This window comes from Pseudohalioglobus lutimaris (assembly GCF_002866825.1).
In the GTDB taxonomy this organism is placed as follows: Bacteria; Pseudomonadota; Gammaproteobacteria; order Pseudomonadales; family Halieaceae; genus Halioglobus; species Halioglobus lutimaris.
Map to the genome: position 1 here is coordinate 482,195 of NZ_PKUS01000002.1, position 20,906 is coordinate 503,100.

A 20,906-nucleotide genomic window follows, 5' to 3' on the forward strand; every position below is an offset into this window, starting at 1 on the left:
ACGCTAGCCGCTCACATCTGGCGTGTACCAGATCGGCGAACTCCAGGCGCGCTCCTGTATCACCGGGTCCATCAATGGCTGCTCGCAATCACCAGGGCGCTCCGCTGCAGGCAGTTGCAGGCATTGGTGCGCGGTGTAACGACAGCTGGGGTTTTCCACCGCACGCAGGTAATAGACGGAGGCGACGCCGGCATCGAATTCCGGGTCGCGCCACACCGCGCACAGCTGGCCAAACCCGTCACCTCGCGGCGCACAGGTCTGCGGATCGACGTCGGCGCCGTTATTGGCTTCGCCCGCCACGTCATATACGCGCTGATGGTGATTGCCCTCCTCATCAGCCCAGCCCTTGATCACCTGCAGTCGCTGCAGGGGCGTTCCCGGAAACCGGTCGCTACCGGCGTCTGCCGTCGCCGCCACCAGGAACACAGGCGCGTCACCCGCCCGAGCGGGCAAATCCCCGCCCATGGGCACTGCCTGCGCATAGGCGCGAGCGGTACCGTCAGGCCCTTCACACAGCGCGGCATCCAACTGCCAGGCGCCAAAGAAGCGCGGCCTGATTCGCGGACCACTGGTGCCAAACACCTCCCTGCGCTGCAAGGCATCGAATATGGAGTCGCGACTATTCTCCTCCGCCCAGACACCAATCAGGCCGCCGGGATTATTGTAGGCATTGCCTGCGTTGTCAGGACTGAAGGACACCCGCTGCTGCGGCATCGAATCACCGTTGCCCAGGTGTCCGGGGAAATCCGCCTCCTGCACCCCACCGCCGGTACCGTTATGCGTATCCGTACTCGCGGAAAGACCGAACTTGAATGGGTTCACCCCCAACCGCTTTTGCTCACGCAGCCCCTCCACCAGCGCATAACGGGCGTAGTTCTTGCGGTCCAGGCAGTTGGGGCCCAGATGCGGGAGCCAGTCTGCCAGCGGGCCGTCATAGCACTGCCCTACTTCTTCACCCTCACCCACAAAGCGACTGAAGGCGAGCTCTTCGAACCGCTCAAATCGGCACAATTCATCTTCTGCGCCGAGCACGCCCTGCAGGCCATTGCGACACTCGGAATCTCCCTTGTGTTGCATGATCTCCACCACTGGCTCTATCTGTTGGCGCAGGCGAGCGCGCGCGGCCTGCTCGGTTACGCTGCTCGCGCCGGGGTAGTCCACCGCAAACATGCGTCCGTTGCTGATATTGGAATTGTGTGGAATGGCGAGCACATCACAACCGGTGTCGCCGTCTATGCACTGCTCCTTCAGAATGCGCCAGAGATCCCACTCCCGGTGCACATCCAGATAGGAAACCGGGCGCTGCAGTACCGCCGTATTGCGGAATATAACATTGCGATGCAAGTTGGAGCCCAGGCGAAAGGAGCTGTATTCATAGGCGATAAAGGTGGTGCGCTCGCAGTTGTCGCTGGTGTCATTCCAGCGTTGAGCCGCCTCGATCATGTGCCGCCAGGTATTGCCTGTGCGTACGGCACAATCCGCGCCCGCGTCGCCGCACACCGACTGCTTGCGTTTGGAGAAGGGTGACATAATCTGCATGACCAATTGCGGCGCCCTTCCCTCGCCGCTGCGCATAACCTCACAGAACGAACTTGCATAGCCGGCAGCATCAGGGTCCTGACAGACCGCTTGCTCACCGAAGAATTCAGCGTGGTCGGTCACGCCGGCGAAATCCAGTGGTCGGTCAATCTGCGCCCTGCGCGCCCGGTAGTCATCACCCAGGGGCAGCAGAATGGGCTCACCAAACGCGTAGGCGTACGCGTCGTCCGGCTGTACGCGCACATCAAAGTTCCAGGCGTCGTTGGAGAGAGAGGTGTGAATGTGCAGGTCGCCAAACAGAGCCTGACGCGTCTCCTCATTTCGCTTACAGGGCGCCCGGGCGATAGCGGGTGCAAATTCGCGTGCCGCATAGGCGCTCTCCGCCGGCGGCTCCACACCGCCGCAGGCACTCAGCAGCAGGCCGGCAGGTAACAGTAAAAAGGCGGGGACCCTGATCACTTTATTCATCCATCCAGGCAGGCCAGTCCTCTGCCAGACTACCCTGCCAGACCGGCTCGCGCCGCTCGAACCAGGCCATGCCTCCCTCAATGGCGTCGGGTTTACTCATGGTAAAGTTCAGTGCCCGGCTCTCTTTTTCAGCCAGGCCGTTATACGTCATATGCAGCCCCTGCCAGAGCAGGCGCTTGTGCATGGCCACCGCCATTGGTGCCGAATTCACCGCGATATCACGGGCAATCTCCAGGGCCGTTGCCAACACCTCCGCCGCCGGGACACTGCGCCCCGCCAGTCCCCACGCAACCGCCTCCTGCCCACTGAGGCGCTGCCCGCGCATTAACAGCTCCAGCGCCTTCTCCATGCCCACTACCCGTGGCAGGATAAACTCCATGGCAAAATCGGTGACCACTCCCCGGCGAGATTGCAAAAAACCGTACTTGCACTCGTCAGCAAAAACCCGGATATCTGTCTGCATGGCGATACCCAGACCTGCACCCACGGCATGGCCGCTGCAGGCGGCAATGACCGGTTTGCGCACCTCAAACGCCTGCATCGCAAGCGGACAGGAGTCCACCTCTACACTCACCGCCTCGCCATCAAATGTCTGCGCGCCCGCACTCATATCCGCACCCGCACAGAAACTCTTTCCGGCGCCGGTGAGAACCACGGCGCGCACGCTATCGTCGGTATCGCAGCGTTGATACGCCTCGCCAAGACCCTGGATAATTCCCGGCGACAGACTGTTGTGCGCCTGCGGACGATTGAGCGTGATAACGGCGACGGGGCCATAAGCCTCAACCAACACTTCCTCTGCCATATCCTTGTTCCTGCTACTGACCTGGCCAACAACCATAGTACAACCTGCCGTCCATCCAATGCCTGTCGGGGCCATGAATGACCGACACAACTGCTCATTGCGCGCTCGAGTGGTAATTTTCAATAAACTATGAGTAGAATTTCATTGAATTATTCCGTATAACCTCATGTTATATAAAGAATTAGCTCGAGCGCGAGACTAATCAGTACTTCGCCACTAGGCCACCGGGCCCGGCGTGCAGCAGAGGTAAATGGTGCAACAACACACGGTTCTTATCATTTCAGAGAGCAATTCAGATCATTTGATCCTGTCTGACTGCCTCGGCCGCGCCGTGCCTGACCGCTTCAAACTGGCCACAATCGCCTCCATGGAGCGTCCGCTGGAAGCCCTGCTGGACCCCCTGATCGACACAGTCATCATGGCCTTTGGCCCGGAAACAGAATACCTGCTGCGGCTTGCAGAGAAGAATGAGGCAACGGTGCCCATTATTCTGCTGCTGGATGACGCAGATGAGAACCGCTCCGAGCAACTGCGCGAACTCGGCGCACAGGACTACCTGCTGCGTAGCCAGTTACAGGATGGCCTGGTGCATCGCGTACTGGACTACGGGATTCAGCTTAAGGCAGCGCGTGACCGCATACAGCAGCTATCGAATCGCGACACGCTCACCGGCGCACTCAACCGGGTGGGATTCAGGGCGCATATGGAGCGCGCCATGGAGCGCAGCGAACGCTACGGTTTTAACACCGCTTTACTGTATATCAACATGGACCAGTTCTCGCAGGTCAACGACCACTACGGTGAAGCCGATGGCGACCTGCTGATTAAAACCATCTCTCGTCGACTGATTAACAAACTGCGCAGCACAGACAGCATCGCGCGCATTGGCGGTGACGAGTTCGCCATCGTACTGGAAGACGTCAGCAGCTTTAAGGACGTGGAGATGATCGCCGGGAAGATGCTCAAGTCGATTACCGCGCCAATGATTCTCAGCGAGCAACAAGCTTCTATTGATGCCAGTATCGGCGCGGCTATCTATCCTGACGACGGCACTGAGTTTTCAGACCTGGTCGATTTCGCTCGCTCTGCCATGCAGCAGGCGAAGGCCATCACCGGCAGCAAGTTTGTGCGCTACAGTGAACAGTTGTCGTTTGATCACGGCGGCGCCACATCCCTGGCAGCGGAATTGCGCACAGCAGTACGCAAAAATCAGTTTGAGCTGCATTATCAGCCCAGGATCGACCTGGCCACGGGTGAACTGGTGGGGCTGGAAGCCCTGCTGCGCTGGAATCACCCCGAGCGCGGCATGGTATTACCCGGCGAGTTCATCGCGGCCTGTGAAGACATGGGTCTTATGCGCACCATTGGCTACCAGGTCATTCAGCACGCCTGTTCCGCACAGGTATGGATAGAGGAACAGGGCTTTCGCGACGTGGACGTTGCCGTGAATATCTCTTTCAGCCAGTTCCAGGATGACCGCTTCGTAGACATTGTTAAGGACATAATCACCCGCTGTGGCACCAACGCGGCGCAGATAGAGTTCGAGTTGACCGAAACAACCATTTTGAGCTGCCCGGAACAGGTCAAACAACGCATGGAGCAACTGCGTTTATTGGGCATCTCGTTTTCGCTGGATGACTTTGGTACTGGCTTCTCTCAGCTATCACACCTGACCGAGCTGCCCATTTCTGCGCTGAAAATAGACGCCTGCTTCGTCAGGGAACTGCCCGCCAATCCACACCAGGAAGCGGTTTGCACGATGATCATCGAGATGGCCCGCCGGTTGGGCATGGTGGTCGTGGCTGAGGGTGCCGAAACCTACGAGCAGATTGAATACCTTCGCGGCCAACAATGTCAGCAGGTACAGGGCTTCTATTACAGCCCCGCAATACCCCTGCAGCAACTCCCGCGCTTCGTTCGCGAATTGAACCAGAAACGCCGCGACCCCCTGTTCTCCTGACGCCACCGCGCCCTAGAAAATAACGCGATTCCTGCCCGTCTTCTTGGCTTTATAGAGCTTGCTGTCTGCGGCGAGTATGACCGCTTCCGGGTCCGGGCAATCCTCATCTCGCGCTGCCACCCCGGCACTGATGGTAACCGAGACCTCGTCGGTACCGACTCTGGTAGCCCCACGCCTTCGCGCACCGTCCTTTGAACGTTGCGGCCGACTGCGACGGTCACGTATGGACATCTTGTAATCCGCTATACGCGCGCGCACGTCATCCAGTGCAGCAGCACAATCTTCCGAAGACCTGCGCGGAAAGATGATGCAGAACTCCTCGCCACCATAGCGATAGGCAATGCCACCGTTACCCACCTGGTTCACCCTGGAAGCGACCAGCTTCAATACCTCATCACCCACGTCGTGCCCATGCTTGTCGTTGAAGCGCTTGAAATGATCGACGTCGAGCATGGCGATACTGTAGCGACGACCCAGCGTATTGAGTCGCTCGTTCAACGCCCGACGACTGAGCAGGCCAGTGAGTTCATCGCGATAGGCCATCGCATAGGAGCTGCGCAACAGGCCCCATACCAGGCAGAGCCCCCCGGCTATACCCATGGCAGCGGAGATGTCCTCCAAATGTAACAGTGCCAGAGAGAAGAACCCCGAGGCCAGCACACCCAGCAAAACGCTCTCTGCAACGGTATTGCGCATCACCACCAGGCCCAGGCCGACAATGGCGACGGCCAGCGCCAGCTTGCTCGCGCCCACAGAAAGAACATAGCCCTCCAGGGGACGCGCGGAAAAGGCGCTATCGCCAGTGGTTGCAGCCTCGACAAGAACGTCGGCCAATGGAAAACAGATACCGGCAATACCCAGAAAAACAACGGTAAACAACAGGCCGAAGGTATTGAACATACCGCGCTCAGGTATCAATAAAAGGTAGAGGGACAGGAGCGGCAAGGCCAGGCTCGCCACCAGGAACAACCTCGCCGCATCCGGCTGCGCCAGGCTGACCTGCAAATGGGTCTGGATCAACCAGTAGAGCGCAGTGATGCCCAGGGTAGCGAGCATCAGGCGCAGGCGGCGGAACTGGTACGCCATGACGACGCAGCCCACGGCGATCAAATACGGGAGATTGACGAGTATAACCCGGGCGTCACCACCCAGATCAGGCATATATTCCCGCGCAATCAACGCTGCGCCGACGATTAACGTCGGTGCCAACAGCCTGACCAGCGCTGCCCAGTGAAGATGCATCACGCCTTTCGCTCGCCCCAATTCGACAATTCCACGTCCCCTGCCAAGCAATCTGCCGGTTTGACCTATTCCTGCTAGGCGGGAAGTTCGAGTGATGATAGCCTAGAACTCTCATAACAGCATTACTCCATTTCTCATGTCCAGCGAAGACCGACGACACCATCGGCCCAAGATTCTCGTTTGCGATGACGACTTCAATGTCCGTCTGCTCACCCGGCAGTGCCTGGAAGCCGAAGACATGGTGGTAGTGGAAGCGGCTGACGGCGCCGAAGCCATCGATGTATTCATCCGCGAACGGCCAGACCTGGTATTTCTTGACGTGGAAATGCCGGGAATGACAGGCCTTGAGGTTTGCCAGCGGTTACGGCAATTGCCCCAGGGCGAGTCTATTCCCATCATGATTGTTACCGGGTCAGATGATCGCCAGTCCATCGACGACGGCTTTGAGGCCGGTGCGACCCAGTACAAAACCAAGCCGGTCAATTGGTCATTACTGGGCAGAGACGTGCTGTACATGCTGCGCGCCTCGGATGCATTTAATGCACTGAAGCGCCAGGAGGATCGCCTTCGCTACCTGGCCTACTACGATCCATTGACCAGCCTACCGAACCGGCGCAGTTTTAATGAGCAGCTCAACCGCATACTGAAACGCTGCCGTCGCCACAAGACCAACGCCGCGCTGTTATTTATCGACCTGGATCATTTCAAACGCATTAATGATTCTATCGGCCATGGACGCGGCGACCGCCTGCTGGTAGAAATCGCCAAGCGCCTGACCGTGGAACTGCGCGAAGACGACGCCATCAATTATTACACCGACAACAACGCCGAGGACGAGGCTACAGACGCCGGCACGGAGATAGCCCGACTGGGTGGCGATGAATTCACCGTTGTGCTTTCAGACATCACCGATGCGATGCAGGTGGAGCGCGTGGCCAAGCGCTTACTGGACACACTGTCCGAACCGATACCGCTGCAGTCGCACAATCCGGTGGTGACGCCCAGCCTGGGTATTGCCCTGTATCCACAGGATGGAGAGGACCCGGACACGCTTGTACGCAATGCGGATACCGCAATGTATGCCGCCAAAGCCAGCGGGCGTGCCTGCTACCGCTTTTACGACGAGGACATGAATGCCCGCGCCGTCGAACAACTGAAGATGGAAGAAGAGCTGCGTGACGCCATGCGCAATGACGAACTGGAGCTGCGCTATCAACCGCAGGTCGATACGCGCACTGGCGAAGTTGTGAGCATGGAGGCACTGGTACGCTGGAAGCATCCGCAGCGCGGCATGGTGTCACCACTGGAGTTTATACCTGTTGCTGAACGCACCGGCCAGATCATCGAGCTGGGCGAATGGGTGATGGGTGAGGTTGCGCGTCACTGCCAATACTGGGACGCAATCGGCCTGCAGTCCTTTCGAGTTTGCGTCAACATCTCACCACTGCAGTTCAACCAGAGCAACCTGCCACAGTGGATCGCGGGCTTCCTGGAGCGCTCCGGGCTTGATCCGCAACGACTGGAGCTGGAACTGACCGAAAGCGCGATTATGACCGATGCCCAGACCAACATCGAAAAGCTCAGCCTGCTCAAAAAACTCGGTGTAGAACTGGCCGTAGATGACTTCGGCACCGGCTATTCATCGCTGAGTTACCTGAAACGCTTTCCAATTGACACACTCAAGATCGACCAGAGCTTTGTGGCCGACCTTTACCGGCCCGACGGCGCCGCCATCGTCGATGCCATCGTTGCGCTGTCCAAGACTCTCAACCTGCGTGTGATTGCTGAGGGCATTGAGGACAAGGAGCAGCTCGAATACCTGGTGGCACGAGGCTGCGACCTGCTGCAGGGTTACTATTTCTCTCATCCACTCTATCCAGAGGACGTGCCCGACATGCTGCGGCACAATTTCAGCAAGGACTTGCAGATCGAATGATCGCAGTCTCATCGGTCGCCGAAATATGAGGGCCTTGTTTCATATTGCTCTATTCGGGGTAATCCTGCTCACCAGCCTCAGGCCTATGGCGGATGACGAGCCACTCCTGCACGTGATGCTACAGGGTGACTCCGCTGCCAGTATGCGCTCTCTCGCAGAAACACACGGCGGCAAACTTACCCACTACCTGCCCATCATCAACGCGGTGGGCGCCGAATTGACCCGCGCTCAACTCGACGCTGTGCTGGCTTCCGACGACGTGCAGCGCCATATCGACGATCTCGCCCTGAACGACCAGCCCGATGGACCCGAGGAACCGGCTGACACCTGCGATGTGGCAGGCTCTGTAGAAATTGTGCGCGGCAATGACGGTTTTGAGTGGTACCTCTACAACAAGGGAGACCACGCGGCGCAACTGACAGAGCTGGAAATCAGCTGGCCCGAAGCCCTGGGCGCTATCCGCAGCATCCGCCTGGGTGAAAAAGTACTGCCATCCTCCGCATGGGAAACGCAGGCTGCGCAAAATGCTCACATCAAATTACAGCCCGAGAGCGCTCCAGGATTGAACAACCGCCAGGCGCTGGATGTGCGATTTACCAGCCCCGTCGCCGATACGCCTCTGCAAAGCGACTATCACGTTGTCGCGCACTTCGGCGCGGAGTGCCAAACGAAGCTGCTCCCCGGGTATCCGGAAAACAACACAGACTTTTACTACAGCACGGTCACTGGCGCAGAACAGTTGCACATTCATGGTGTAAAAGGTGGCGGCGTCACGGTGGCGGTGCTGGACTCAGGCCTCTGGGACCATCCTGCGCTGACCCTGGACAGCACGGGCAAGAACCGGGTACTGGCCCGCTATGACGCCATCGGCGACAGCGAGCATGAAGGCGTTTTCGACGAGAGCGGCCACGGCACACACCTCACCAGCGTGATCGCGCACAGCGAGCAAACCTTCAGACAGGGCAAGGCTTCCGGCGGGTACAAGGGCATAGCACCCGACAGCAGCATCGTCGCAATCAAAGCGTTTAACGAGACCGGCCAGGGCGGCATGCTGGACATCGTGCGCGGCCTGCAGTGGGCGGTCGACAACCGGGAGAAATACCAGATACGCGTGCTCAACCTTTCTTTCGCGGCGAGACCCCGATGGCCATACTACCTGGACCCGATAAACCAGGCAGTCATGCGAGCCTGGGCTGCCGGCATAACGGTAATTGCCGCGGCCGGTAACGAGGGGCCAGAGAATATGACAGTCGGCTCTCCCGGTAATCTGCCCTATATCATTACCGTGGGTGCTGTCACTGACTCGTGGACCGCGGATACCAGGGAAGATGACTACATTCCCGATTTTTCTTCACGCGGGCCAACGCCAGCCGCACATATCAAACCCGATATCGTGGCGCCCGGCGGACACATCACCGGCATCACCCGACCCGGATCCAGCTTGACCCGGGACAACCCGGAATACGCACTTCCAGGAGGGGAGTTCGTCATGACCGGCTCATCACAAGCTGCGGCAGTTGTGTCTGGCCTGGTCGCCCTGCTGTTGCAACTTGAACCGGAGCTCAGCCCTGACGACGTAAAGTGCAAGCTGCTGGGTACGGCGGAACCCGCCATCAATGCTGATGGCCTGCTGGCATACAGCCCGTTTACGCAGGGGCAAGGTTACGTCAACCTGTCACGAGCCATCACCCTGGGAGAGCGTGGCTGCGGCAATCAACAACTTGACCTGAGTCGGGACATGGCCCTGCAGGAACACTTCGAGGGCCCCGCAATCATCGACTCGCAGGGCAACATCAGCCTGCCCGGGCTGGCAGACATGCTTGCTACAGAGGCGACAGAAAAGGGATACAGTGAAGACAGGGTGTGGGGTGTGAAAGGCCACATCGAACGTCTCCCCGAGAGCTACCGGCCTCCCTTGAATCATCCGTTTCCGTGGCAGGAAATGTATGAGCTGGAGCGACAGAAAATTGAAGAACTTTCCAAACCAGACTAGCTCCTGATCCGCAAATCCCCTACTATATATACGGTTAAAGCCTCTCCGAAATCCATTGACCCTGCTCAGGGCATTGGCCTTGCGCAGAGAAACGACCTCAACTGCGCGTAATCACCCCGGGCAGTTATGCAATTCTCGCTGCTATAAACACCATCCCTGACCGCACGACCCCAAACCAGTAACCCAAACTGGTTATGTACATCCCTTCTACTTCATCAATTCCGCCCGTTTAATAAAGTCAAGCGTCCAATCAAGAAGATGCGAACTGGATCTCAGTAGGGATCACCAAACTTTTAAGCGCGTCACACCAAGTGACATTAAACGGCAGCACAAAGAATTTTTTTGAAGGCGGACAACGATATGAATACTTATAACGTAGCAAAGCTTGCAACCCTCGGTGGCCTGACAATGGCGCTGCTGAATCCTTCTCTTGCCCTGGCTGGAGCAACCCAAACATCAGCGAACAACGTCGACGCAAGACTTGTTCACACAGTTAGTCATTCTCTGGCGGACGCCCAGTCCTACACACGAAGTGGCACCGCTGGTTACAAGTGGGGCAAAAGCCCACAAACCTCCTCGAGCACCACAAACTGGGCTGACAATGCGCCCGTTCGCGCCGGATACAAGTGGGGGAACGCTGATACCCAGGCTGAGACAGAGTCATATGCTGACAACACCAGTTATCAGTGGGGTAGCATGAGTTTTTCTGAGCAGTCTGGTTACCGTTGGGGGATCCGTTCCTTCGCTGACCAGTCCGGCTACCGCTGGGGAGTTCGCTCTTTCGCTGACCAGTCCGGCTACCGCTGGGGAGTCCGCTCTTTCGCTGACCAGTCCGGCTACCGCTGGGGAGTCCGCTCTTTCGCTGACCAGTCCGGCTACCGCTGGGGAGTCCGCTCTTTCGCTGACCAGTCCGGCTACCGCTGGGGAGTTCGCTCTTTCGCTGACCAGTCCGGTTACCGCTGGGGAGTTCGCTCTTTCGCTGACCAGTCCGGATACCGCTGGGGAATTCGCTCATTCGCTGACCAGTCCGGCTACCGCTGGGGAGTCCGCTCTTTCGCTGACCAGTCCGGCTACCGCTGGGGAGTCCGCTCTTTCGCGGAACAGTCCGGCTACCGCTGGGGAGTTCGCTCGTTCGCTGACCAGTCCGGCTACCGCGGGGGAGTTCGCTCTTTCGCTGACCAGTCCGGCTACCGCTGGGGAGTCCGCTCTTTCGCGGAACAGTCCGGCTACCGCTGGGGAGTTCGCTCTTTCGCTGACCAGTCCGGTTACCGCTGGGGAGTTCGCTCTTTCGCTGACCAGTCCGGTTACCGCTGGGGAATTCGCTCATTCGCTGACCAGTCCGGCTACCGCTGGGGTGTCCGCTCTTTCGCTGACCAGTCCGGCTACCGCTGGGGTGTCCGCTCTTTCGCTGACCAGTCCGGTTACCGCTGGGGCGTTCGGTAAAGCCTGACTCCCTCAAGCAATAGATTTAACAGGCGTAACTTCTTGAATCCGCCTTCTGGGCAAGAAGTTTACGCCTTTTTTATTTTCTGGTTTTCGCTCGTTCAACCTTCTCTAACTCCTACAAACTGAGCTACCCTAGCCTTTCGGAAAGACCCTGGCACCCTGGGACCTTCTTTTGGCTATGAAAAAAGGATCACTAAGCTTAATCATCGCACTCGCGATCTTCTCAGCCCTCTCTTCCGCAGAGCCAGCTGACGATATCAGCGTGACCTTTCTCCACTCGCCATTATCAGAAGAACTAACTCAGCAAAGCGTACTCCAAACCTTCCAAGATTCAACAGGGGCGCTTTGGTTCGTAACTCAAGAGGGACTGGGGAAATATACGGGAAAATACCTCAAGCACTATATACACTCGCCCACTGATCCAGGAACGATATCGAGCAACATAGCAACAAGAATTGCAGAGGACAGCGACGGCAACTTATGGGTAGCCACGGCCGGTGGAGGGCTCAACCGCTATGACAGACGACTTGAGAACTTCGAGCATTTTTCAGCCGATGTAAATAACCGCAACTCACCACTCTCCAACTACATTACGACTCTCTTTTATGATTCGACCGGCCATTTATGGCTAGGCTATCGAAACGGATTCAGCATTTTCGACCCGGCAAATCTCGAATACAGGCACTACCAATCGGATACTGAGGACGAACTCCAAGTGGGTGATATCGTCGAGTTCAGTGAGACCGCTGATGGCACAATTTGGGCGATAACAAGTAATTCAGGGCTAGTAAAAATAGATATTCGCACTCTTGAGCCATCAAGAGTTCCGATCGGTATAGTCGACGAAACTGGAAGTAAAATACGACTAAAAAGGCTACTAGCTTCATCAATGCAGCTATGGATTGCAACAGCAGGTCACGGCGTACTTCTCTTTGACACTGAAACCAATGAAAAAGAACAGTTCGTTCATAAGGTAAACGATCGGTCTTCTCTTTCGTCTAACAATGTCGCCTCTATTTATCAAGATAGCGATGGTCATGTATGGGTAGGCACCCACGAAGGCCTGAATTTACTTTTAGAGTCGACCAGGAGCTTCGCACGATACAACACAGATAGCTCCGGCCTGCCAGGTGATCTTATCCTAAGCATTTATCAGTCAAGAGAAGGGGTCTACTGGGTTGGTACGCACTATGGATTGAGTTCGGGAAGGCACACACAATTTTCCAAGTTTGATATCACTAACAGCGGACTATCCAACGACTCAATCAACACCTTTAGCGAAACAAAGGATGGCAGCCTATGGGTCGGCACAGATGATGGGCTAAATCGCCTACGACCTGGAGAGGAGCACTTCGAATGGATAAATCAATACACTGACCCTGGAATATCTAGCAATGTTGTAATGAGCCTGCTCGCGGATAACGATCATTTATGGGTTGGTACTTTTAACGCTGGCCTGAACCTACTCGACCTCAGCAACAACAGAGTAAAAACTTTCCGACATTCTGCTAGTGATCCCCGCTCGATTGGTGACGATGGAATAACTTCACTCTTAAAAACCTCCACAGGGGAAGTATTAGCAGGCACCTATGGTGGCGGGCTCAATCTATATGACGAGGCCAGCGACTCGTTCATCTCCTTCAAAAACGATCCTCTCGACCCACTAAGCATAAGCAACAACAATGTGCTTGCATTGCATGAAGACTCTTTGGGCTACGTGTGGGTTGGAACAGAATCAGGGCTTAACAAACTAGACCTCAAAAGACGAACATTTTCTCGAGTAACTGGTCCAGGAATCAAAACGGACACACTTAAAAGCATCGTATGGGCGATTCATGAAGGTCTAGACGGAACACTTTGGCTTGGCAGCGCAGGTGGTGGCTTAACTGGCTGGCCAATTGAAGACAGAAAAAAACTGAAAGTCAACTTCCGGCAACTCTCAGAGTTTGTCACCTTGCCTAGCTCAAACATATATGGGATTCAAAATGATGACAGGGGAAATCTATGGCTGTCTCACAATAGGGGCATATCAAGAGTAGACAATAAACTCGAAAGTGTCGTCCATTACGGCGCGCGCGACGGCCTACAGGGGCTAGAATTCAATATGGGTGCCTCTCTTAGGGCGAGAGATGGCATTCTGTATTTTGGGGGAATACGCGGGTACAACACAGTGGACCCTAGAAAAGCTGGAGGCGCTTCAGCGCCTCCACAAGTAAGCATTCATTCAATTAAAATCATGAATGAGAAAATAATATTTGAAGAACCATACGATAGGTTAGATCACATCGAACTAGGCCACGAAGACAAAATGTTTTCAGTGGAGGTATTTGCAGCCAACTATACTGAACCCGAGTCACTTCAGTATGCCTACAAGCTAGAAGGAATAAACTCGGAGTGGGTGATATCAACCGACTCAAGAGTCGCATCATTCACCACCCTTCCACCTGGTCAATATGAATTAAAAATGGCCGCGGCAACGCCTGACGGTAGCTGGAACTGGGAGGCTATATCACTTCCAATATCTGTAGCACCGCCACCGTGGCTTAGCGGTTACGCGTACGCTCTTTATGCCTCCACCGCAGTAGCTATAATCATGATAATGATACGGCGGCAACGCAAGGAAACAGAACTGGCGTATCTCAGGCAAAAGGAGCTAGAACAAAAGGTTGAGGAACGAACCTCCGATTTAGAAATAGCTCGACAAACTGCAGAAAAAGCAAACAAGGCCAAATCCGAGTTCCTTGCCACGATGAGTCACGAAATTCGGACACCTATGCATGGAATGATAGGAATGACTGAGCTCCTGCTGCATACCGACCTGGAATCGGAGCAGCGAAGATTTGCAGAGGCAGCGCACAGTAGTGGTGTTTCGCTTTTGTCCATTATCAATGACGTTCTTGATTTCTCAAAAATTGAGGCGTCTAAAGTCGAAGTCGAGAATGTGAGTTTCGATCTATTGGACCTTATAGATCAGGTTTGTTACCTCCAAAGCGAACCCGCTCACCGAAAGGAAATTGAGCTCGCTAATATTACCGCACCGGAAATAAAGTTTGAGACGATCGGAGATCCAAATAAGATTCGGCAGATCCTTATGAACCTAGTGAGCAATTCGATCAAGTTCACTCACCAGGGCGCAATTGTCGTGAAGATAAACTTGCTTGAGAAAGATGAAGAAGCGAGAAACTACAAGCTCGCATTGTCAGTAAAAGATAGCGGAATAGGAATGGACGAAGATACGCAAGAGCGAGTTTTTGACGCTTTCACCCAAGCAGATGCTAGCACTACTCGCCAGTACGGGGGGACAGGCCTTGGCCTATCTATATCAAAAAAATTCATTGAAATGATGGGCGGCACCCTTTCTGTAGAATCCGAAGTCGACAAAGGGACAACTATCACCGTAGAACTAGACTTGCCTATTGGAGAAACCCGCTTATCGACAAGAGCAATAAAAAACGGATCGGCAATCGTTCTCTCCGACAGCTCACTTCACTCTGAAATGCTCACATCCCATTTAACCAGAGCCGGTTTCGAGTGCGAGGTAAGCAATGATATTGGAAGAGCTCGGTCCAACGCAGACCTGATCGTGGTCAACGGAGCTTGGCTGCGAACTCAGCCCTTCATACAAGAAAAGATGAACCAACTAAAATCAAAACCAGGCCTGATAGTTGATAGCTTGCCCAGCAATAGTTCGAATGAATGCCCCGATCATTGGAGGAAAATTGTTTCACCACTCTCTCTGAACGAGCTATTGGAAAACATTAACGAGACTCCTGGATCAAAACTTGTCCACATCGAAAAAACAAAAAAACGAGAAGATTCTCCAAAGTTTCACGCCAGCGTTTTGGTCGCAGAGGATGTAGAAGTAAATCAGAGAATTGCCAGAGAGATGCTGCAGATGCTGGGCTGCGAAATAACGATAGCATCGGACGGGCTTGAAGCAGTGGGACTATTCAGAAAAAATAAATTCGATATAGTATTAATGGATTGCCAGATGCCCAGAATGGATGGTTTTGAGGCAACCAGAGCTATTCGCGCCTACGAATCACAGGCACGCAAGCAAAGGACACCGATTATTGCTCTAACTGCAGGCACATCCAAGCATGATGCAGACAGATGTAGATCGGCAGGAATGGACGATTTTTTCTCCAAACCTTTTGGACTTACTGATATCGTGTCGGCCTTGGAGAAAAACCTCCCCCAAAGGGTGGCTGCTTCCCCAAAAGATGCAACCTCTAGCGACAGCTCGCAAGAAATAATCGGAGATGATGCAATTATAGTTATCAACCAATCTGCTATAAGTAATATTCAAGAGGTAGAAAGCCAAACAGGGAACCCCTTACTACCTCAAATATTCTTAGGCTACGAAGAGCAGTTCAACACCAAATTGCTTGAACTGAAAGACGACATCAGTCGAAAAGACTCTCAAGCTTCGTTTAAAAGCGCTCACGCTATAAAGTCCATGAGCGCTAATATCGGCGCGGAAAGAGTTAAAAAAATAGCAGAGAAGATGGAGCGCTTTGGCCGTTTGGGGGATGTAGATTCAATATACGGCATGTTCTCAGAACTGGAACTTGCGAAGGAAGAGTTTTCACAAGAAATGCAACGCGTAGAGTTAAAGAAGTACAGTTAGTGCGCGTGTTTTTAGTTCAACGTGACTAGAGTCTTTGTAAGGCCATATTATGCTGGTTTTTCAGGCATTGTTCTTCAGCTCCTTTTTCTCATTTCGACAAACTGGGCGTTTGCAGGAAGTTCGCTGAAGCTGTTCCCATCCCCTATCTCATACGAGATAGCTGCGCCGGTCATAACAGAAATTTTTCAAGATAGCGCGGGCCACCTATGGGTTGGCACTCAAACAGGCCTCTATCGATTTCAGGGAAAGAATTTCGAAGTATTTTCATCAACTAGCGAAGGGGGTTTTAAACTGCCTGTCTCTGACATTCGGGGGGTGTTTGAGTCTTCATCTAAAACCTTGTACATAGCTACTTACGGTGCAGGCCTACTCGAGTGGAATCCACTATCGCTGCAATTTGAACAACTCTTTACCTCAAATAGCAATGAGCCAAAGCATGAGCATATTGTTGGCTCTTTTGCAGATTCTCAGGGAACGGTGTGGCTTGCAACAACGCTAGGTCTAAAAGCAATCACTTTGCCATCTGGTGAGGACCTGGACTGGCTAGAGAGAAGCACATCCCTAAACCCAGTTGAACCAACTTCTAAGTTTGTAGAACTCACACCAGGCGTTCTGATCATCACTTCTGGAAGCAAAATTTTCAGTATTGACGTCAACTCAGAGTCCGTCACGCTTCTTTCAAATTCATCAAAGTACAAAACTATAACCGCGATAGCCAAGTATTCTGACACCGAGATTTTGGCGGGCGCGGATGATGGAGCCCTGTACTTGTTTGATGTCGGCAAAAAACAGTTAAGCGAACCACATACGGCGCTGTATAGCATGAAATCGCCGATTACAGCCTTGGCTACCTTCGAGTCTCGCATCTGGGTTGGGACAACGACGGGTCTTTTCTCGTTCAGCGAAGACATGGAGAGCCCTCTCGCTCACTACTCAAAAGACTCATCACTTTCACATAATCATGTGACAACTTTCGCCGAGGTAGGCGAAGAGCTTTTTGTCGGAACCTATGAGGGCCTAAATCAGATCGGTATAACGTCCTTTGAGAATAAATATTTTTCAAACAGTGGAGTTTACGACGATGTAATGAGCTTTGAAGTAGATACAAATGGGAATCTATGGGTTGGAACCTTTGGAGGGCTATTCGTTTCCACTCAGGAGGAACCCGGCCACCAGAGTGTAGCCACATCTTTTCCAAATTCCGTCTCAAAAGACAATCGGATCATGACGCTAGAAGCGGCTGAAAACAAACTTTGGATAGGAACCTGGAGTGATGGAGTCCGATTCCTTGATCTGCGCTCTGGGAACATTCTACCTGATACCATTCCTCAACTTAAAGACAGCTCCATAACCAAGATACTGGCAACGGAGGGCGACGGTGTTTGGGTAGCGACTTTCGATAAAGGCTTATGGAGAATAGAAACCGATTCAATCGAAAATTTCTCAGCGTTTGATAGGCTATCTGTAACGGGGCTTGCTTACAGCGAAGATAGAAAGCTTTTAGCCTTCACTGAGAGCGATATTTACGCGTTCGATCGACACCAAGATTCTTTTGATAAGCTGTCTATCGACTTTCCAGTAAAAATGGGTCGCGTTACCCTTTTCACCACGACTATTGTGGACCAAGAAACGCTCATAGTTGGCACAAAGGATCATGGAGCACTTTTACTGGAAAGGTCAGCTGATGGGTCGCACTACACAGCATCAAAGTTTGGAATGAATAAAGGTATACCAAATATTTCGGTATACGCGTTAGTGGAGGACGAATCGGGCGATTTCTGGGCTTCAACTAACAACGGCGTTTTCCGATTGGACCGCACTGGAAGAGTTCTACAACGTTACGGTGAATCCCAGGGCCTTCATGGTTTAAACTTTAATTTTGGTGCGCACTATTACTCAGACAGTGGTGTTATCTACCTCGGGGGGACAAAGGGCTACACTTCTTTCGACCCTAGGCATGTTTTCCTAGATCGGGAACAGCCTGAAATTCTGATATCCAGCCTTCAGGTTGATAAGGCCTCGCCCATTAGTTTCGAGCAACTGAGAGCTTTGAGTGTTATTGATCTGGCATACGACAGTATGGCTGTTACCTTTACTATCAATGTCTTGGACTACAAAGACCCCTTTCACAATCAGTTTGCATACAAACTCCAAGGCTTCGACCCAGAATGGATCGACAACGGCACCAACAATAAGGCCACCTACACCAGCCTGCCAGCAGGCGACTATACCTTCATGGCCAAGGGTGCGAATGCAGCCGGTGTTTGGAACGAGGAAGGGGTTTCTTTGCGGGTCAGGGTGCTGCCTCCATGGTGGCTAACCCAGTGGGCTTATGCCTTCTATGTCCTTTGTGCGCTGTGCATCGTATGGAGCGTGATGCGTTTGTATCGTGCTCAACTGTTGCGGCAGGAAGCTGAGCGCAGGGCCGATGAGATGCATGCGCTGGCGGATGCGATTCGGGACGAACTGCAAGAAAGTCAGGAATTGCAGGACGGGCTGGTTCACTCGGCTTACCGCCACAACGTCGAGACGATAGCACTGATCAAGCAGCTTACCGCGGTGACCGGCAAGTCGTCCGGTGATGAGCACCTGCCCGGTGACCTCGCTGCCATGGAGGTACTGCAGAAGAGTTACTATTTCCAGAACGCTGAACTCACGGTGAACCTCCATGAATACGTAGATGGCCTATGCAACCTGCTGCTGCCGCGCGCAGCGGTGGACCCCGCTACAATCACCACGATTAACCTGGCAACTTCGTCGCTTATACCGGTGCAGATTGCCACGCCCCTGGCGATCATTCTGTACGAGTTGTTGGATAACGCAATGCAGCACGGTTTCCCGGAAACATCGCCAGCCAATTTCATCCAGGTCTCAGCGGAAATCAAGCCATCAATCTCCCAGGCACCCGATGTACTCACCATTACAGTCCAGGACGATGGCGTCGGTCTTTCTCCCGGGCTGATAGTGCAGAGCGCACGCTCCCACGGTTTCATGGTCGTTAACGCACTCACCCAGCGCCTGAATGGCAACATTGATGTCGAACTGGGCAAGGGCACCACAATTTCTGTGAGCCTGCCGCTGGCTGAGGAGACTGCCTGAAGCACCACCGTATGGCAGAGAACGTTGCCTCTGGCCGCAGGTGTTACTACTATAAGGCCGTTATCCGAGCGCAAGAGAGAAAGGGACAATCCAAGATGATGCCAAGAAAGCGTCTTCACTGCTTTGGAAGTTCCTGCCAGCTAACGGTCAGTGCTACTCCCGGTGAGGCAGCGCGCCTCTTTGATCTCGCGCTTACCGAACTCTCACGAATAGAGGCCAAGTTCAGTGTCTATGACGCTGGCAGCGTGATCAGCCGGGTCAATCAGGCAGCGGGGACAGGCTCTTCAACTGAACTCGACAGCGAAGCCAGAAGCCTGTTCGACTTCGTGGCGGCCCTCTGGAAAGAAAGCAACCACCTCTTCGACCCCACCACCAGGCTGCTGCAGGACTGCTACGACGACAATGGCAGGCTCAAGGCCACGGAACAACAAATCAAGGCAATGGTCAGCCTGGTGGGCTGGAACAAGCTCCAACTGGACAGCGACGGCGCCTACCTGCCCGAGAAGGGCATGCTGATCGACCTCAACAGTTGCATACGCCCCTACGCGCTGGACACCGTGCGTAAGCGGCTAGTGAAGGAAGGTGTTGAGCATGCGCTACTGGAGCTGGATCACGACGCGGTCACCATTGGCAAGCAGGCGGATGGTGCTAACTGGCTGCTCGGCTTACGGCATCCCCACGGCCGTCGCACGGCCATCAACCGGGTAAAGCTCAACAACCGTGGCTTTGCCATGCGCGGCGACTTTGAGCGCCGGATTACCTTTGATGGAGAGAGCTTTGGTCGCGGCCTGAGCCCTGTGGACGGTTTTCCTGTACCCGGGATGCTCAGTGTTTCGGTGATCGCCGACACCTGCCTCAACGCCTGCAGTGCGGCGAGCATCGCTCGCCTGAAAACGGAGCAGGCGGCTGTCAACTGGCTGGACCGCCTGGGCCTGCCCTGGATGGCAATAGACCGGCAGCTGAAATGTCATGGCCCGCTGGCCCCTAAATAGCGGATACTAGACGCCTTTAAATAACGGTCTTCTCTTCTCGCGCTGGGCACTGAACCCTTCCTGCAAATCCTCCGATGCCAGGCACAGTTCAGACAGCTTACCCGCTGCCTCCATGTCTATCCCGCCGGCAGCGGCCTGCTGCAGTAACGTTTTCATGGAGCGCACTGCCAGTGGAGCCAACCCGGCAATGTGCTGCGCGAGGTCGTGGGTAGTCTTCTCGCGTTGCGCAGGGAGCACCAGGTGATCGAGAAAACCGATCTCCAGCATTGCCTCGGCATCAAATGTCTCTGAGGCTACAAGAATACGCTTTGCCAGGTTTACCCCCAGGCGCTCAACAAAACGGTTGATACCCCGCAGTGGATAACACAGCCCTATGGCCGCAGCGGGGACTCGCATACGGCTGCCCTCAACACCCACACGGAAGTCACAGGACAGTGCCAATTCCACGCCGCCGCCGAATACATTGCCGTTGAGTGAGGCAATGGTGGGTATCGGCAGCTCGGCTAACTGGTCAGTGGTGGCCTGGAAGCAATCACCGCTGATCTTGCCTGCCCCCAACTCGCCCAGGGAGGCGCCTGCACAGAAGGTTTTCTCGCCGGCACCGGTCACTACCAGCACCCTGACATTGGCATCCTCACGTACCTTGCCGAGATGGGCCTGTATCGCTTCCAGCTCACCCTGGCCAAGTGAGTTGTGACGGGCCGGATTATTCAGCGTCAGCAAGCCAACGTGGCCAGCCTGCTCGTACAGAATCGTTTCGCTCATGAGATTTCCTGACTATAGAATCGGCCAGAGT

The 20,906-nt window shown here is 54.3% G+C and carries 11 protein-coding genes; 7 read left to right on the top strand and 4 right to left on the bottom strand.

The window, feature by feature from the left end; genetic code table 11:
* Positions 1-3: 3 nt before the first annotated feature.
* The gene (locus C0039_RS04415; protein WP_165787034.1) at positions 4-1,998 is read right to left on the bottom strand and encodes a DUF3604 domain-containing protein; all 1,995 of its coding nucleotides are present in this window, start codon (positions 1,996-1,998) and stop codon (positions 4-6) included.
* Between the two features lies 1 nt (position 1,999).
* A complete protein-coding gene (locus C0039_RS04420; RefSeq protein WP_076000338.1) occupies positions 2,000-2,812 on the bottom strand; it encodes an enoyl-CoA hydratase/isomerase family protein in 813 nt (270 codons plus the stop codon).
* A gap of 250 nt (positions 2,813-3,062) precedes the next feature.
* Between C0039_RS04420 and C0039_RS04425 the strand changes: the two genes are divergently transcribed.
* The gene (locus C0039_RS04425; RefSeq protein ID WP_101517348.1) at positions 3,063-4,772 is read left to right on the top strand and encodes a putative bifunctional diguanylate cyclase/phosphodiesterase; all 1,710 of its coding nucleotides are present in this window, start codon (positions 3,063-3,065) and stop codon (positions 4,770-4,772) included.
* A 12-nt stretch (positions 4,773-4,784) separates the two neighbouring features.
* Here the strand turns inward: C0039_RS04425 and C0039_RS04430 are convergent, their stop codons facing one another.
* Entirely contained in the window at positions 4,785-6,035 is a 1,251-nt protein-coding gene (locus C0039_RS04430; protein WP_133125934.1) for a GGDEF domain-containing protein, read from the bottom strand.
* A gap of 115 nt (positions 6,036-6,150) precedes the next feature.
* On the opposite strand from C0039_RS04430, the gene C0039_RS04435 reads away from it, so the two are divergent.
* The 6 genes from C0039_RS04435 (at position 6,151) to C0039_RS04460 (ending at position 20,110) form a co-directional block, all read left to right on the top strand.
* Positions 6,151-7,950 (top strand): putative bifunctional diguanylate cyclase/phosphodiesterase, encoded by a 1,800-nt coding sequence (locus C0039_RS04435; RefSeq protein WP_076000335.1) that lies wholly within the window; start codon positions 6,151-6,153, stop codon positions 7,948-7,950.
* A gap of 34 nt (positions 7,951-7,984) precedes the next feature.
* A complete protein-coding gene (locus tag C0039_RS04440; protein ID WP_243391550.1) occupies positions 7,985-9,943 on the top strand; it encodes a S8 family peptidase in 1,959 nt (652 codons plus the stop codon).
* Between the two features lie 360 nt (positions 9,944-10,303).
* On the top strand, positions 10,304-11,386 hold the full coding sequence (locus C0039_RS21015) for a hypothetical protein (RefSeq protein WP_207796360.1): 1,083 nt from the start codon (positions 10,304-10,306) through the stop codon (positions 11,384-11,386).
* A gap of 181 nt (positions 11,387-11,567) precedes the next feature.
* Positions 11,568-16,019, top strand: coding sequence for a hybrid sensor histidine kinase/response regulator (locus tag C0039_RS04450; RefSeq protein WP_101517351.1), 4,452 nt, complete (start codon positions 11,568-11,570; stop codon positions 16,017-16,019).
* Positions 16,020-16,040: 21 nt separating this feature from the next.
* Positions 16,041-19,118: a ligand-binding sensor domain-containing protein gene (locus C0039_RS04455; RefSeq protein ID WP_101517352.1), complete on the top strand. Its 3,078-nt coding sequence runs from the start codon at positions 16,041-16,043 to the stop codon at positions 19,116-19,118.
* 95 nt (positions 19,119-19,213) lie between these two features.
* A complete protein-coding gene (locus C0039_RS04460; RefSeq protein WP_165787035.1) occupies positions 19,214-20,110 on the top strand; it encodes an FAD:protein FMN transferase in 897 nt (298 codons plus the stop codon).
* A gap of 6 nt (positions 20,111-20,116) precedes the next feature.
* Here the strand turns inward: C0039_RS04460 and C0039_RS04465 are convergent, their stop codons facing one another.
* Positions 20,117-20,875, bottom strand: a complete 759-nt coding sequence (locus tag C0039_RS04465; RefSeq protein WP_076000331.1) for an enoyl-CoA hydratase/isomerase family protein — start codon at positions 20,873-20,875, stop codon at positions 20,117-20,119.
* Between the last annotated feature and the right edge of the window lie 31 nt (positions 20,876-20,906).